At 49.7% G+C, this 16,424-nt stretch carries 15 protein-coding genes, 1 tRNA gene and 1 other annotated feature; of the genes, 3 read left to right on the forward strand and 13 right to left on the reverse strand.

The features are described 5' to 3' along the window. Positions 1-18: 18 nt before the first annotated feature. The 4 genes from hisD to KHQ09_RS00785 form a co-directional block, all read right to left on the reverse strand. On the reverse strand, positions 19-1,311 hold the full coding sequence (hisD, locus tag KHQ09_RS00770) for a histidinol dehydrogenase (RefSeq protein WP_213600334.1): 1,293 nt from the start codon (positions 1,309-1,311) through the stop codon (positions 19-21). 9 nt (positions 1,312-1,320) lie between these two features. Beyond that, on the reverse strand, positions 1,321-1,779 hold the full coding sequence (locus tag KHQ09_RS00775; protein WP_213600335.1) for a DUF2948 family protein: 459 nt from the start codon (positions 1,777-1,779) through the stop codon (positions 1,321-1,323). A 145-nt stretch (positions 1,780-1,924) separates the two neighbouring features. Next, positions 1,925-3,214, reverse strand: coding sequence for a UDP-N-acetylglucosamine 1-carboxyvinyltransferase (gene murA / locus KHQ09_RS00780; protein WP_022709169.1), 1,290 nt, complete (start codon positions 3,212-3,214; stop codon positions 1,925-1,927). A gap of 383 nt (positions 3,215-3,597) precedes the next feature. Then, positions 3,598-3,780 carry a hypothetical protein gene (locus KHQ09_RS00785; RefSeq protein ID WP_022709168.1) on the reverse strand — a complete coding sequence of 61 codons (183 nt, stop codon included), beginning with the start codon at positions 3,778-3,780 and terminating at the stop codon, positions 3,598-3,600. Positions 3,781-3,930: 150 nt separating this feature from the next. Here KHQ09_RS00785 and KHQ09_RS00790 point away from each other — a divergent pair. Further along, a tRNA-Thr gene (locus tag KHQ09_RS00790) sits at positions 3,931-4,005 on the forward strand. A gap of 80 nt (positions 4,006-4,085) precedes the next feature. After that, positions 4,086-5,621 (forward strand): DUF6538 domain-containing protein, encoded by a 1,536-nt coding sequence (locus tag KHQ09_RS00795; protein WP_213600336.1) that lies wholly within the window; start codon positions 4,086-4,088, stop codon positions 5,619-5,621. A gap of 16 nt (positions 5,622-5,637) precedes the next feature. Here KHQ09_RS00795 and KHQ09_RS00800 read toward each other — a convergent pair whose 3' ends face one another. The 8 genes from KHQ09_RS00800 to KHQ09_RS18570 form a co-directional block, all read right to left on the reverse strand. Next, positions 5,638-5,874 (reverse strand): RNase H family protein, encoded by a 237-nt coding sequence (locus tag KHQ09_RS00800; protein WP_213600337.1) that lies wholly within the window; start codon positions 5,872-5,874, stop codon positions 5,638-5,640. A 29-nt stretch (positions 5,875-5,903) separates the two neighbouring features. After that, positions 5,904-7,135, reverse strand: a protein-coding gene (locus tag KHQ09_RS00805; protein WP_213598922.1) for an IS3 family transposase whose coding sequence is annotated in 2 segments (ribosomal slippage) — positions 5,904-6,844 and positions 6,844-7,135 — 1,233 coding nt in all. Because the reading frame shifts where the segments join, the coding sequence is not laid out codon by codon here. Beyond that, positions 6,735-6,851 (reverse strand) — a sequence feature (AL1L pseudoknot). It overlaps the preceding gene by 117 nt. Before the next feature lie 175 nt (positions 7,136-7,310). Then, positions 7,311-7,694, reverse strand: coding sequence for a hypothetical protein (locus KHQ09_RS00810; RefSeq protein WP_213600338.1), 384 nt, complete (start codon positions 7,692-7,694; stop codon positions 7,311-7,313). 18 nt (positions 7,695-7,712) lie between these two features. Beyond that, complete coding sequence (locus KHQ09_RS00815; protein ID WP_213600339.1) at positions 7,713-8,756, reverse strand: tyrosine-type recombinase/integrase; 1,044 nt, start codon at positions 8,754-8,756, stop codon at positions 7,713-7,715. A 327-nt stretch (positions 8,757-9,083) separates the two neighbouring features. After that, positions 9,084-11,510, reverse strand: a complete 2,427-nt coding sequence (locus KHQ09_RS00820) for a hypothetical protein (protein WP_213600340.1) — start codon at positions 11,508-11,510, stop codon at positions 9,084-9,086. Positions 11,511-11,694: 184 nt separating this feature from the next. After that, a complete protein-coding gene (locus KHQ09_RS00825) occupies positions 11,695-12,327 on the reverse strand; it encodes a recombinase family protein (RefSeq protein ID WP_213600341.1) in 633 nt (210 codons plus the stop codon). A 286-nt stretch (positions 12,328-12,613) separates the two neighbouring features. Next, a complete protein-coding gene (locus KHQ09_RS00830; RefSeq protein ID WP_213600342.1) occupies positions 12,614-13,726 on the reverse strand; it encodes a nucleotidyltransferase-like protein in 1,113 nt (370 codons plus the stop codon). Beyond that, on the reverse strand, positions 13,726-14,352 hold the full coding sequence (locus KHQ09_RS18570) for a Cap15 family cyclic dinucleotide receptor domain-containing protein (RefSeq protein WP_420801490.1): 627 nt from the start codon (positions 14,350-14,352) through the stop codon (positions 13,726-13,728). Before KHQ09_RS18570 ends, KHQ09_RS00830 begins: the two co-directional genes overlap by 1 nt. Before the next feature lie 686 nt (positions 14,353-15,038). Between KHQ09_RS18570 and KHQ09_RS00840 the strand changes: the two genes are divergently transcribed. After that, positions 15,039-15,671 carry a LysE family translocator gene (locus KHQ09_RS00840; RefSeq protein WP_213600344.1) on the forward strand — a complete coding sequence of 211 codons (633 nt, stop codon included), beginning with the start codon at positions 15,039-15,041 and terminating at the stop codon, positions 15,669-15,671. 117 nt (positions 15,672-15,788) lie between these two features. On the opposite strand, the gene KHQ09_RS00845 is transcribed toward KHQ09_RS00840, so the two are convergent. Continuing rightward, complete coding sequence (locus KHQ09_RS00845) at positions 15,789-16,364, reverse strand: DUF1003 domain-containing protein (protein WP_213600345.1); 576 nt, start codon at positions 16,362-16,364, stop codon at positions 15,789-15,791. Between the last annotated feature and the right edge of the window lie 60 nt (positions 16,365-16,424).

A 16,424-nucleotide genomic window follows, 5' to 3' on the forward strand; every position in this document is an offset into this window, starting at 1 on the left:
GCTGTCCCTCATTCATCGTTACATATTCAGTCGTCGTGAAATCGACAGACCGTGTGCCTGCAATCCTTCAGTTTCAGCCAGCGTAATCGCGGATGGTCCGAGAAGACGCAACTGCTCCACACCCAGTTTTAAAAGCGAGGTGCGTTTTACAAAATCCATCACCGACAGGCCGGAAGAGAACCGCGCAGAACGGGCTGTCGGCAGAACATGGTTCGGCCCGCCAACATAGTCACCGATCGCTTCCGGTGTATATTTTCCGATGAAGATCGCACCGGCATTGCGGATTTTCGGCAGCAGGCCATCCGCATCAGCCACAGCAATTTCCAGATGCTCGGCAGCAATACGGTTAATCAGCGGCACAGCGCTGTCAAAATCATCCACCAGAATGACCGCACCAAAATCCTGCCAGCTGGCACGGGCGATTTCCGCACGCGGCAAGGTCTGTAACTGACGTTCAACCGCATCTTCCACCGATTTGGCGAAATCCGCACTGTCGGTCAGCAGAATTGACTGCGCAAAAGCATCATGCTCGGCCTGCGCCAGCAAATCCGCCGCAATCCAGTCCGGATTATTGTCACTGTCAGCCACAACCAGCACTTCTGACGGGCCTGCAATCATATCAATGCCGACTGTGCCGAAAACCAGACGTTTTGCAGCCGCAACATAGGCATTGCCAGGTCCGACGATTTTAGAAACCGGCTTGATGGTTTCAGTCCCATAGGCCAGAGCTGCAACGGCCTGCGCACCGCCCACACGGTAAATCTCTGAAACACCGGCAAGATGCGCAGCTACCAGCACCAGAGGATTCAACACGCCATCCGGTGACGGAACCACAATAACGATACGCTCGACACCCGCGACTTTAGCCGGAACCGCATTCATCAGCACCGAGCTCGGATAGCTGGCTGTGCCGCCCGGCACATAGAGCCCGACCGATTCAACAGCTGTCCAGCGTGAGCCAAGCTCAACACCGAGTGCATCAGTATAATAATCGTCTTTCGGCAATTGGCGCTTGTGATAGGATTCAATCCGGTCGCGCGCCACAATCAGCGCATCAATCACAGACTGGTCGGCATTTTTAACAGCTTCCTGCACTTCCTCAGCCGTTACAGCAATGCCGGTCTTTTCCAGATCAATCCGGTCAAAACGTTTGGAATAGTCGATCAGTGCAAGATCGCCGCGCTCGCGTACCTGCTGCACGATCTCACGCACGGCACGGTCAACATCTTCTGAAACTTCGCGCTTGCCTGCCAGAAACGCCGCAAAACGGTTTTCAAAATCTGCGGCACTTTGTATGAGCGTCTGAACCACGCTAACCCCTCATTTCGTCATATTATCGGCAGCTATATGATCCGGTTTATTGCCGGTTTCCCAGGCAGGCCCCAGATCAGCAAGGCGCATTTCTATCACTTCAACAGTAAGACGAATGGTCTTATCTGCTGCAAAAACCAGTTCAATCACACCGGAAGGCGCATCAACCGGTTCAAAATTAATCGCCAGCAAAGACAACACATCCTGTGGTGCGGTGCGGTCGATATTCTGTATACGTACCTGCGTTACACGGTCAAAATGCAACACGCTGCGGCGGCGCTCATAGTTCTCTTTGCCACGTGCGCGCACAGGCTGCTGTTCGCGGGCAAAACGGTTGCATGCAAGAATAAAACGCTGCTCCGCAGGGCGGTAATCCAGATCGCCGACTTTCAGAACCGCATCCTGCATATGTGCAGAAATAATCTGTAAGTCTTCCTCATCCATTGCCACAAGCTTGAGCATTCGCAATCATTCTCCTTGAGCATTTCAATTCGCTAAAAACAGTCTATGCCATTGATATAAGCACTTAACAGTAAAAAGCACTACTGATTAATAGCAAACCCCGACCTGCGACAACAGATCGGGGTCTGGTTCAGAAAAACCTGCAAACAGATTAACCGCTGATGCGGGAAACCTCGGCCCCGCAATTAGACAGCTTCTCTTCCAGACGTTCAAAACCACGATCCAGATGATACACGCGGTTCACAGTGGTTTCACCTTCTGCCGCGAGACCCGCAATCACCAGTGTTGCAGAGGCACGAAGATCAGTCGCCATCACCGGCGCACCCTTCAGGCGTTCAACGCCTTCAACCGTTGCGGTTTGACCGGACAGGGAGATTTTTGCACCCAGACGCGCCAGTTCCTGCACATGCATGAAACGATTTTCAAAAATCGTTTCCGTAATATGCGATGTGCCTTTGGCTTTGGTCATCAAACCCATGAACTGCGCCTGCAAATCGGTCGGGAAACCCGGGAACGGATCCGTCGTAATATTCACCGGCTCAATGCCGTGACCGTTGCGCACCACGCGAATGCCGTTTTCCACATCGGTGATCTCTGCGCCGGTCTGGCGTACGACATCCAGTGCAGACTGCAACAGGTCTGAACGGGTATTCTGCAGAACCACATCACCGCCGGTCATGGCAACAGCCATGGCATAGGTGCCGGTTTCAATACGGTCAGGAATGACGCGAACGCGCGCGCCATTCAGGCTGGTCACACCCTGAATGTGAATAGTCGGCGTACCCGCACCTTCAATTTTCGCGCCCATGGCATTCAGGCATTCTGCGAGGTTCACCACTTCCGGCTCACAAGCCGCGTTGTGAATGATTGTATCGCCCTTGGCGAGACAGGCAGCCATCAGCGCCACATGGGTCGCACCAACAGAGACTTTCGGGAATGTGAACTCTGCGCCGACAAGACCCGAACTGGTTGTTGCACGGGCATAACCGTTTTCAATCTCGATCTTTGCACCCAGTGCAGTCAGGCTGTCGAGCATCAGGTCAACCGGACGTGTACCGATCGAGCAGCCGCCCGGCAGCGACACAATCGCTTCACCGGCACGTGCCAGAAGCGGGCCGATCACCCAGAAGCTGGCGCGCATTTTAGCAACCAGTTCATAAGGCGCAGTGGTGTCAACGATATTCTTCGTGGTGAAATGCACAGTGCGCTCATAGGAGCCGTTCTGATGTTCGCGACGGCCGTTGACCGAATAATCCGCACCGTGATTGCCGAGAATGCGTGTCAGCAGCTCCACATCGGCCAGATGCGGCATATTTTCAAGCGTCAGCGTTTCATTGGTCAGAAGCGATGCAATCATCAGTGGCAGAGCTGCATTTTTCGCGCCGGAAATCGGGATAATGCCGTTCAGTTTGTTGCCGCCGGTGATTTTAATACGATCCATAATTTTTCACTTTCACGGCAATGTCTTCCTGCACAAAACGCATTGCCTGCATTTGTCGAGACAGCCTGTTTTCAGACAGTCACAGCACATGCTGCTTCTGTCCTGTTCCGGTTTTCCTGTTACAGATATCTTTGCCGTGCAAAGTCTGCGCTGATATTGATGCTGCAATAAAGCAGTTTGGTGCTGACACAACAGTCTGATTCAATCAGAAATGTGTCTTTTATTCTAAAATCACACTTTTCATTAAAGCCATGATCCGTCCGGCAGCTTTGCATTATGCGGGAGGCTCATAATGCAGCCCCGAACTGTAAACATTCAGGCTTTCGTCTTCCGGCCATGATCCTAAATTGAAAAAGTTTAGAAATATCATCCGGACGAGGTATTCAGTCAGTTTCAGTCTTACCGGCAGCAGGCAATCCTTCGCCGCGCTCATCTTCCGCACCGGAACGTCTTGAACGAATCTGCGCTTTGCGACGCATGAGATTCGCACGCAATTGTTCAGAACGGCGCTTAGCACGCTGATCTGCTTCTGCTTTTTGGGATGGGGTATCAGGCTTATCAGTCATTATGCGGTTCTTTTACACCAGCAAACCTGTTTGGAAAAGCATACATATGCACAGGTTTGTACGGTTTTTGTATTTTAAGCAAAAGAAATGCATTTGATGGCTTGCGGTTTCACGAATCTTATGCCAGAAGTCCGCCGCAACGGACAGTATGCTGCGGTAGCTCAGTGGTAGAGCACTCCATTGGTAATGGAGAGGTCGAGAGTTCAATCCTCTCTCGCAGCACCAGTTTTTGTTCTTTATTTTCAAAAACATAGCTGCTATCAAGGACTTAGGAACACCTCGGTTGTACACAGAGGTGATACACAATGGTTCTTCAGATGCCCCGACCAAGCAAAATCACCAACTCAGATATTTATTATTTTCGTAAGCGTGTTCCCGCTGATTTGGTGGGGATTGTTGGTCGTCGTGAGATACGAATTTCTCTGGGGACAAAAGACCCTAGTCTAGCAAAGGAACTGTTTCGTAAGAAGGAGCAGGAAATTGAAAACGAGTGGAAAGCACTCAGGGCTAAGCCTGAGTCCCTGACACACCGGCAAATTGTTGCTCTTTCAGGTGTCCTATATCAGGAATACATTGAGTTGCTTAGGGACGAGGCAGGGGAGCCTGAGCTTTGGCACCATGTTTTACGTATAGCAGACAGCGCCTATGCAACCGGACAACTTGAACAGTGGTACGGCAGCCTTGTCGATGAATTATTGAAGAAGCAGGGTATTGCGATAGACCCGTACAGTCGGAAGCGTTTGCTGGATGCCGCCCATAGCGCCCATAGACAGGCATCAGAGCAGCTTTTGAAACAGTCTGAAGGAGATTATAGCCCCGACCCTAAAGCTGATCGTTTCCCTCCCATGGAAAACAAACAGCCTAGTGAAACCAAAGCACCCCAACCAATCTTGACACTAACCAATCTTTTTGAGCGATGGCGTAGTGACCACTTAGCGGATAAAAAATCCCCGCGCACTGTGGTTGATTACGGACAGAAACTTAATGCCCTGCTTAATTATCTGGGGCATGACAACGCACATGCGGTCACGGCGAAAGATATCGGGGGTTGGGTAGAATATTTGCGACATACCAAGCAGCTTTCTGCCAAGACGGTCGCATCTAAATATCTGGTCGTAGTGAAACGCATTTATAACGCAGTAAAAAAGAAAGGAGAGGATATCGACAACCCTGCTGAAGTTATTAGCGTTTCTGTCCCTAAAAGACGCAAGGAGCGGCCTAGCGGCTTCACTGACGCCGAAGCAAAGGTAATCCTTAGCGCAGCCTCACAGATAGACAATATTAACAGTCGTCGACCTCAACTGAACAAACTGGCAATTCGCTGGGTGCCGTGGATTTGTGCCTACACGGGCGCAAGATGTGGAGAGATTGTACAATTACGTACCAACGATTTAGTCGAGGAATACGGCGTTCTTTGCCTGAGGATCACACCCGAAGCTGGCACGGTTAAAACAGGTCAATATCGCTTAGTTCCGGTACATCAACACTTAATTGAAATGGGCCTTCCACAGCTCATTAGATCACGTCCTCACGGGCACATTTTTATTGAGACGACCGCAAACACAAGCGATGAACAATTGATACGCAGAGCCGGTAGTGCTGTGAAAATGATCGGCAAATGGGTACGAGAGGACGTTAAAATTGCTGATCCCCGCATTCAGCCCAATCATGCTTGGAGGCATAGGTTTAAAACAATTGCCCGTGATGTAGATATCGAAACAGAATACATGAATGCCCTTCAAGGGCATGATGATGGTCGATCAGCAACAAATTACGGCGAACATACTGTAAAAGCACTATACCGTGAAATGCAGAAGGTGCCCCATATCGACATTGCATAGGGCACCATTTTCCATATCACGCAGCACCAAGCCCGACTACAAACTCAGCATTGAATTTGTTTCTTGCTGCTCCCGCAAGAGCGTCAGCGCGTTCATTTAATTTATTACCGCTGTGTCCCCTGACCCACTGCCATGTCAGGTCGCGCCCTGCTGCTAATGCATCAAGCTCTTGCCATAGATCGGGATTTTTTACTGGCTTCTTTGCCGAGTTGAACCAATTGTTCCGCTTCCAATTACACAGCCTGAACCGCACCGTATTTGCCGGAGACCGTTTGGTTTAAGTTATGCGGCCATAGCTGGCGCGTCCAGCATGGCATAGTATCGTTCTTCGGCCTCGGCGGGCGGAATGTTTCCGATGGGCTCCAGAAGGCGGCGGTTGTTAAACCAATCGACCCATTCGAGCGTGGCGAACTCCACGGCTTCGAAGTTGCGCCACGGTCCCCGTCGATGGATGACCTCGGCCTTGTAAAGACCGTTGATCGTTTCGGCCAGAGCGTTGTCGTAACTGTCGCCAACGCTTCCGACAGAAGGCTCAATGCCTGCTTCCGCCAGTCGCTCGGAATAGCGAATGGACACGTATTGCGAGCCCCTGTCGGAATGATGAATAAGTCCGCCACGATGGGCGGGCCGCCGATCATGAAGCGCCTGGTCAAGAGCATCGAGCACAAAGCCTGCATGGGCAGTCCGACTTGCCCGCCAACCGACGATACGGCGAGCGAAGGCATCGATCACGAAAGCGACGTAGACGAAACCCTGCCAAGTGGCCACATACGTGAAATCAGAAAGCCACAGCATGTTTGGTGCGGGTGCGAAGAAGTGTCGGTTCACGCGATCAAGCGGGCATGGAGTTGCTTTGTCCGGCACAGTGGTTCTGACTGGCTTGCCGCGAATGACGCCTTGAAGCCCCATCATTCTCATAAGCCGAGCGACGGTGCAGCGGGCGATGTCGAAGCCTTCTCGTTGCAACTGCCGCCAGACCTTGCGCGCACCATAGACCTGGAAGTTCTCGTTGAACACACGGCGTATCTCGATCTTCATGGCCATGTCGCTCCGGGCGCGGGCCGACAGGCGATCCACGTCCGCGCGCTTGGCGGCGACCTCATAATAGGTGGACGGGGCAATCGGCAGCAGCCTGCAGATCGGCTCGACCCCGAGCCTTGAGCGGTGTTCGTCGATGAAAGCAATCATCGCTTCAGTGGGCGGTCGAGCTCCGCCTGGGCAAAATACGCAGAGGCTTTGCGTAAAATCTCATTCGCCTGACGAAGCTCGCGGTTCTCCCGCTCCAAAGCCTTCATCTTCTCCGCGACGTCGCTCGGCAAACCTGCACGCTTGCCGCTGTCGACCTCGGCCTTCTTCACCCATTCATGGAGCGTATGCGCCGAGCAGCCGATCTTGGCCGCTATCGATGATACCGCCGCCCAGCGGGAGGGATGTTCGGCTTCATGCTCCGTCACCATTCGAACCGCGCGGGCACGGACTTCAGGAGAGAATTTGTTCGTCGTTTTGCTTGTCATAGACCCTACTTCTCACGAGTTGGGGTCTCCGGCAAACCCGGTGCGGTTCACTTTCTAGAGGGCGTCCTTATTGTCGCTTGGGCAGCAAATCAGATTTGGTGGGCCACCTGAGAACTCCCTCCTCCCATCCGCAACCCAAGAGAAAGTCCCGCTTGGAATGCATCTGCATAAACAGTCAAATCAGGGCTGTGAGACGCAGCTGAGGTTTTGCAGAGGTTTCCTCATCGGGGGCTATTGGTGCCTCTGTGTGAGTCTCTGTGGCTGTTTCTAGCTGCAAAACAGATAGGGACGCATGGACGTGTGCTTGCGGATGATATTCTCTCAGCTTTTCAATGCTTTGCCAGACCCGTACCCGTGTATCATAACTCTGTGGTGGCTGACCGTGCGCAATATTGAGAGCGGTTTCTGCAAGTAGTTCGATTGCAGTATTAATTACGGCCATATTGTTGAATGCGTCCGCCGGTATTTTACTGGTTCTTGCTGCGTCGCGTAGAACATCAGAAATGCCGATGAGATGTACGTCGAAGCGGTTTTTATCAAGCGTGATAAGGCTGTCCACTGTGGTGGCCTCCAAGTCTTAAATTGGGTATGTGGGATGGTCTGCGTGTTTTCCTTCGAGAAGGTGTAAGACATCCTCCAAAGCGTTCGGCTTGATCTGCATATATCGCATGGTGGTCACAATGGCGCTGTGCCCCATCCACTCCATAACGCGCTTCACGTCGACACCGCCAAGCACCAATCGGGTACAGCAAGTGTGTCTAAGAGTATGGGGCGTTACATCGTGCAACCCGAGGGCTGCTCGCATGGCAGCCCATCGACTACGCATCCCGCCCAAGTGGACACTTGTGAATGGCCCTGTCGTGTCCTTATCAAGCCGTCGGATTTCATTCAGAATATCCCTACAACGCTTAGTGAGCGGAACAGTCCTTGGCTTATTTGTCTTGGTTTCCCAAAAGGTGACCGCCGTGAACCGAGGGCTGAAGGCGTCCCAACGCACCGGTATCATTTCCGAGAAGCACCGCGCCCCAGTGTCGATCAGCAGCGCTGTGAGGTCATGGTAGTCCTGATAGCCGCAAGCCAGCCAGTAAGCCAACAAAGCGCGTTCTTCGCGGTCGTCCAGATAGCGGAAGCGGGTTTTCACCTCTGCGTTCCACTTAATCACCGGCACGGCGTCAATCGCTCCGGCATCACGGGCCACTGAAAACATTTTCGATAGTGCTGCCACCTTACGGTTCACCGTAGCTGTAGAAAGGCCGTTATCTGCAAGATGTATTTTGAAGTCAGCAATATCCGCGGACGTAATGGTGTTAATATCCCTGTTTCGCCCGAAGAAGTCGCAGACGGTCTTGCCGTTCGGGATCAGAGTTCTTGCGCCCTTCATCTTTGACCATTCGGTTCTGCAAGTGTGGTCAAAAAGTTTGCCGAGATTGGTGAGATCGCGTGTGCCGTTAGATTGGTGCATATTTCGCGGAGCGGGGATAGGTTTTCCCATCGCTGAAGCATTAGACACCTGGGCCTCCCAACTGAGGGCGTCTTCCTGTGTTTCAAAGGATTTTCGTAGGCGGCTTCCGTCCTGCAAACGTACGTCTGCTTGCCACTTATTGCCTCGTTGTCGTGCCATTTTTATACCTCATGATTGCTTAATGTCCCATGCAATAGGAATAAAATGCAGCGTCAATCAAGAGATATAATTCAACAAATTCATATAGTTACGATGTGGTTACTATTCCTTCATGCGATGGTTTCTGTATGGGAACCACAATAATCAATGTTTTCAAACTCACATTGCCGAACGCATTTAGAAAAGGTTTCCATATGGGGACGAAAAGATTTTTTATGCACACTATCCTTCGAGGCTATGAAAAGAGGTGATAGGCGCGTTGTGCAGGACGAAAAGTGCAAATTAATGAAATGAAGCCCCACCGAAGCAGGGCTCTCTCATTCCGTCTTATCGGTTATCTAGTTTAAAGCCGAGTTTCTCAGCGTTAGCTTTCGCGTCTGCCTCTCTCTTTATCCATCGTGCGTTTGACCGCTGCTCCGAGGTGGTTTCTATAAGGTTTTTATCACGGGCTAAGCGGTCGTTCAGTTGGCGCTGTAGCGCGTCCCTGACGGCCAGTCCGAATTTCCCACCGGTAGCCCCATAGCGGTTGATGTATCGCCGCTCTGCTTGAATTTCAGCGTCATATTCAGCCTTTAGTCGTGACCGCTCCTGATCTTTTGCCGCAATCAGTTTCCGCGTCTGTTCCTGCCTATCGGCATCCCGCTTATTGCGTTTTGCCTCAAGGGCTTGCGGTGTTATGTATGAAGCGCCTATAGGCATCCATCCAAGTGATTTAGATACAACTTGCCATTGGCTTTGACCATTAACAGGCAGGATTGCTAAGTCTTCGACACCTGACAAACCGTATTGCTTCCCAAAGACCTCGAAGTGATCTTTCAGCACTTCCTCAATCAGTGGCGGAAAGTCGTCGGGTAGGTCATTATTAGCCGCCACAATAACCCCGTTGATAACTACGGATGTATCCGCTAGGTCTTCAACAAGGCGGCTTTTCACTTCCTTGTCCGTCATATTACTGCCGATAGAAAGCTGCTGAATACGTTCCATCACATAAACATAGTTCGCGCCGCGTACTTCTGCTCCGATGCTTCGCAATACGCTTTGCGCCATTGCATCCGCGTCTTGCTGTTTGATAAGCGACCGTGATTTTGTCCGTTCATCCTGCGATGTCCATGCTGATGCAAAATGCATTGCATCCTCTTTTGACATTCGCCTGTTGGTGACAGCATTGTCGTAACTTTCAAGAAACTCCCGCGAAGCTTGATCTTTCAGTAAAGTAGAAAGGTAAGCAGGGTTTTTCGCTTTCAGGCTCCGATATAGTTCAGCATCCTCAATCAATTTGGTTGTGATTGATCCGCGCTGCATGAGATTGGAAAGTGTAGCACGACCGGCAATTCCGTTGAGTGTATTGTCCCAAACATCATTTTCGATCTTGTTCCCAGCGTACCATGAAAGGCGCTCATTCTGTATCGTGATTTTGGCTTGTTTTGGTTCTGCCCCGTCACTGATGAGCTGATTTTGACGGGCATCCATGCGCTCCTCAAATTTTGCTGTTACATCCTTCACGATCTGTGTTTTGGAGTAGGTAGATTTCCCATCCCCCGTAGGATTGTCAATTTCAACGTCCTTAAGACGGCTGCTGCCGCCCATATGTGTCATTGCAGAATAAGCCTGACTTAACACTTCTAACTTCTGATTATCGTGGTTTTGTTTGAGCAAACGGCGCTGTTCTGCGGTTGCCTGTTTGTTGAGGATTTGCAGTCGGTTGTTGTCGCTCTGGCTCACATAAGAGGCCAGCCTCGCGTCATTGAAGTGGCCTTTGCCGCGGTACTGTTCGGCAACATCCTTCGTGAAAGCACCGCGGAGAACCATATCGTCCACCTCAGTGAACGTGTCGAAGCCCTTTTTCTGAACGTCTGCGTCGTACTTATTCTGCGCCTGTTCAATCAGCGCTGCTGACTTGGTGGAATATTTTGCAGTTTTGATAAGGGAAGGGACGGTTTCACCGTTAGCTCCCACTCGGGTTCCTGTAAGGATTGCTTTGGCTACCTCATGGTTCCCGTTCTGCGCGTATTCCTCCGCAATAGCGAACAGGGTGTCATTCTGTTCCTGACCGGACAGACCGAGGAAGTCCCGATTAGAGGCAGACTTGCGGAACACAATCTCAGCAGCCTTGTCGGCACTCAGCCCGTGGATGTTCAGACTGTCGTCGATAGAGTTACGGAAGCTGGCTACTACAGTGGTGGCGACCTCCTGTTTGGCAAGATCGACCTTCTGCTCAGTATCCTTGTTCATCCACGCGCTGTAGTGGTCGGCGGTGAGACGATAGAAAGCACCCTTAGCAATCTCGTTTCCGAGACCTTCAGCAACCTCAGCTCGCATCTGTTGGTATTCAGCAGAGGCATCACCGGTAGAGCGGTCGAACGCGGTGTTGTAGTGTGTAGTCCATTGGGTGCGGAAGTCGTCGTTCGCTCGTTCAGCAAGGAGGGCATAATACGCATCTTCACGGACACGATTGCCGTCAGCGGTGTTATTACGCACTTCGTCCTTCAGCTGGGAGTAGGTCATTTGCTGTCGACGGGCGATCCACTCTCTGTTGTCCTTAGACTGCGGGTCCTCGGCTTCTTTAGCTTTCACCGAGCCGTAGTTCGTAAGGGCGGTGTTCAGGCCACCGAGTGCGTCTGCTAGGGCGCGAAGGTTGCCGCCGGTCTGTACCTGTTGTGGTTTTACGTAGGTGCTGCCAGCGACACCCGTAGGTGCCACCGTAGCTTGTTTGATTTGTGGGGCATTAAGGCCCGATCCGAATAGTCCTGCCATGTTGAATAATCTTTCTGTGCTTCATGAAAAACAAAAAATCGTTTCTAATGGGCGTCACACAGAAAGAAGCCTGAGTTACTTCAGGCTCAACGCGCTATATATTCCCCAAGCCGCCGCCAGAACAGCAAGGCCAATATAACCATAAGCAGCCCATGTCATAATTTCTCTCAGCATTGTTCTTCCCTCACATATTCCATTTGACCAAAGATGCTTCTGCCGCAACAGGATCGGATTTAATCCGTAATACAGTCTGTCTTGTCAGGCCTGTTGTCTTGGAGATCGCGGAGGCTCCGGCATCAGTCGAAAGCATGTCAATTACCGTTTGGTACTTTTCACGGTCATAGCTGGGCTTCTTGCCCCTGTATCTATCGGTGTCAGACTTAGCCGCGTCAATTCCAGCCTTCTGGGCTTCCTTCGTTGCCTCTGCTTGGGCTTGTGCTGTTGCGGCCATGAAGCCTATCAACGCGTCTCTAACCGCTTGCTGAATGGGGTCTTTAGTAGCGCCGTCAAAGGTCATGTTATTGATTACCGTGCGGATCACGACGCCTTCCCTCATGAAGTGGCGAATGGTGTCTGTCACATCGGCATAGTTGCGACCCAAACGGTCAACCCATCGAACCACAAGAATGTCACCGGAGCGTAACTTGTCATAAAGGCGCTTGCCTTCTGTTCGCTCTGACAGCTTTGTACTGACCCCCGAAACGCCGTGATCCGCAACAACCTCATCAATGACAAAGCCAGCGGCTTCTGCTTGGGTCTTTTGGTGGTCTATGTTTTGGTCAGACGTTGATACACGGGCATATAGGATGGTGGACATGACGGCCTCAGTAAGGGTGTACGATTAACTTCTGTCCGATGATTATCGTGTACGAATAAACAAATCAACCCTTATGTACACATTTATTTTCCCATGTCCTGAGTGTACGCAAAGCTATACCCTTGCGAGCGCTAATAAGTTCAAATAGTAAGATTCTTAACGGACTGAGATTGCCGATCTGAAGTCTTTATACCTACTGCTTGCTGATAAACACGAATATCTATTATCAGCAAGCTAGAAAAGGTAATTGCACAAAGTTGTCACTCGCTGGATGACAACTCCGAAATTAGGCATCTAAATTTATGACAGATCCTTCGAGCGTATTCTTCATTTCACCTTCAGAATAAAGGTCAAAACCGTTCAGCTCTTTCGCAACTTCTGCAACGAGATCATTCACTTCGTTTCGTAGTTTTACTAGGCTATTGAATTTTTCATTTTTATCAATAATTTTACGCGTTCCGTCTGGCGTAATTAACTCTTTGGTCCGGGTCTCATTCAATACCATAGAGTCCAGACTGGCCTTTGCAACCCAAAGAAGTGAAAGTTCATTCCAAGCATAAACACGCATAGACCCGTTATCAAAATGCCAGACAAGAGATGCAATATCATAACTACTAAGTTCTATATTGCTTCCTTCTTCGTAATCTGCAACAAGTGTCTTCAGAAGGCGAATAATTTTCTTTGTATTTCCTAACGTAAGATCATCTTTATTCTGAATTTCATGCATATGAAGAAATGGAAAATTTCGTGCCCTGTCTTTTTCTTTTTTTAGATAGATATATACGCCGCGATCTTTTTTCAGAGAGGTGCGCTGATAGTCCACGGTATCATACCAATGCGATGGGATCACGTCGACTTCTCTACGTAACGAACCGCCAGATATCGTAATTGCTTTTGATCCTTCTATATTTACGGTGGCTTCGGGGAAGGCATTTATCAGTATCTGTTCCGCGTGGTGTCTAAGTTGCGATAACAAGCTCTCTCCTGAGTCACCGTTCCATTCTGAATAATGAGTATGTGCCTTCGAGCCTTTCATATCGACGGCTACGTACACCGTCCGCAGTAGAAGCAGGTCAATATCGCTAACGCCTCTGATATGAATATTTAGTGGTACAGATCCTTGATAATCAAACTCGACAGGTATTAATCCTGCAAGGGCTTTCTCAAGCTGGTTACGTACACGCTCGCCTTCTTCGTAGGACTTTGCGGTGTAATCAGGGTCAACTTGTTGCATCGCTCCCAATGCGTAGGTAGTTGCAACTTTCGTCCCGCGCTTCTGATAGGCTTCTTCGACTGGGACGAATACTCCATCCCAAGTCATACTACCTTTTTGAAGGCCGACAGGTCCGCTACGTCGAGATTTCAACTTTCCTAAACGCGATTCAAAGTTTTTTGCCATTATACCCCTCTTGTCAAAGTCATGCGTCCACACGTGGCTCGACCTAGTGCAGTGAAATAGTCGCCATCAGCTTTCTTGTATCCTGCTTCAAAAGACATTTCGCAGTAACCTAGGTGCGGGTTGATTTGTTCTCCGGCTCTTGGTTGATTTCTAAAGCTATACATTAGCAACCATCTTCCATCGCCCTGCGGTATCAATGCGGCTGACACACTGCTAGATGTTGACTGGTCAGTACGAAGATAGACTCTTATCTTCTCCCAGCTTTGGGTTATCGTAATTTCAGCCGTCCATTCATGGGGAGGCCTTCCCTCATCGCGGAACGATTGGCCTACGCATTGCCATTTGCCCCCAATATCAGGCAATCCAACAAAGCGGAAGAACAACTTCCAGCACCACTTATTGAAAATCCAGTGAACGATGGCATAGATCAATCCACCTGAGAGTGGGATTGCAACGAAATTTGCCCACGGTGGAAGTCCAAGGTATGTTGCAAGTTGCAACCAAAGTGCGCCCATTACTGAAAACACTGATGCAAGACAAGCAGACAGAATTGAAAGATATCTACCGATACTTGATCTACTGTGTCCGACAACCGAATATTCGTGTTCTAACACGTTGCCCCGCATATATTTTTGAAATCTAAAAAATTGATGGCAGGAAAAATTAAGTATGAGAAGGCAGGATATTAATTATATTTCCGATCTCCACACAAATTGTTCATTTCTTAGCATCGAATTTTATTAGTTACTTTGATGTGCCATGAATTTTTTGCGAAAGAGTTGTACTGAGTCAGTAATGCCATTTCATTAATCAGTGTACTGAACGATTTCGTTATTGAAGTATCGGGGCTAAGGGGGGGGCTGTCGCCTCAAACGATCGAGTTTCGATGCCTCGGATATTTTGGTCATTTTCAGGCGGTCTATGCACAGAGGTTGTACACACGACTTGATGTCCGTCTGAAATTATGCAATAAAAACAACGTATAATGGCCAATTCAGCCGAGTTCAATCCTCTCTCGCAGCACCAGCTTTCCCTAACAAATCAAATATATGTAAAGCGTCTCATTCGGGCGCTTTTTTCAATTCTGCATGAACGCACGGAACTAAGCGCAAAGATTCGTGCATAATCCGTGCAAGCAAGCTCATACATCATTTCCTGCGCATTAGCTTCCGCTCAGTTCACAAGCAGCCCTGAGTTCGCGATCTGTATTGACTCTTATACGCAATGAAACATTTTAAGATCAGTCATTGAAGTTCCTGAAATTCTGTCATTCCCTGCTGTGGGAATAAGGAAGAAGCAGAGGAGTGTCCCAGTGCCCGAAATAAGTAGTCTGCTTGCTTTTGCGCTCATCGCACTCGGCATGGTGCTCACGCCCGGACCAAATATGGTTTACCTCATCTCGCGGTCGATCTGCCAAGGCCGTACGGCAGGGCTGATCTCACTCGGCGGTGTTGCCCTCGGCTTTGTGTTCTACATGCTCTGCGCTGCGCTCGGCATTACAGCGATTGTCATGGCTGTACCTTATGCCTATGACGCACTGCGTTTCGGAGGCGCGCTCTATCTGCTCTATTTAGCATGGCAGGCGGTAAAACCGGGAGGCAGATCGCCGTTTCAAGTGAAGGATTTGCCAAAGGATAGCCCCCGCAAGCTTTTTATGATGGGATTTCTGACGAACTTGCTCAATCCCAAAATCGCAGTCATGTATCTGTCGCTCCTGCCACAATTCATAAGTCCCGATCATGGCAGTGTGCTTGTTCAATCCTTAGCCCTCGGCTTTACGCAGATCATCATCAGCGTGACTGTCAATGCGATGATCGCTATCGCTGCCGGTTCAATCGCAGCCTTCCTTGCCAGCCGTCCGACATGGCTGGTTATGCAAAGATGGCTGATGGGTACGGTACTCGCTGGCCTTGCCATACGTATGGCAACGGAAGCGCGTCGTTAGAGTCTCAATAAAAAATCACCAAAGAGCAGCAAAGGCTGCTGTCCTCGGGAAAAGTGATAATGTTTCAGCGAGCGGCCTGCTTCTCCTCTTCATCAACGATATGAATTGGTTAGTGTTCTATGGCTTTTGCCCCAACACCAATTTCGATAACAGATCAATCTGTTGCTGTTGCTTTTCGATCAGCGCACTCAGTTCAGTCGAGATAACCTTGTCCAGCTTATCGTGCAAAGCCAGTATCTCGATTTCAGCTTTCAAATTGATTTCATAATCATGACCTGCTTCCATACGATCTTTTGCGGCCTGTCTATTTTGGCTCATCATAATCACAGGTGCCTGAACCGCAGCCAGCATAGATAGTATGAGATTCAAAAATATATACGGATAAGGATCAAATGCCCGGATCGCAGCAAGCGAATTAAAGCCTACCCATGAAGCAAGCAGAACCGCAAAGATAAAAATGAACGTCCACGAACCACCGAACTTGGCTACTTTATCGGCGAGCCGCTGCCCGATTGTTAATTTATCATCGAATGCGACATTCACGTTACGCGCAATAGTCTGACGATCAACCAAGCGCTTAAAAATTCGCATTTCTTTTTCGGTAAGGGACTCTAACGGTTTCCCGAGATAATGGATCGCCTGCTCGGAAAAATGATATTTTTGATCTGCCTCTGACTTTAAGTTTTTAGGCATATGAATCTCCGCACTAAATTCCAGACCAATGTTTCGATAGACAAATATCATTCCGCAATA

The organism is Pseudochrobactrum algeriensis (genome assembly GCF_018436245.1).
GTDB classification, from domain to species: Bacteria; Pseudomonadota; Alphaproteobacteria; order Rhizobiales; family Rhizobiaceae; genus Pseudochrobactrum; species Pseudochrobactrum saccharolyticum.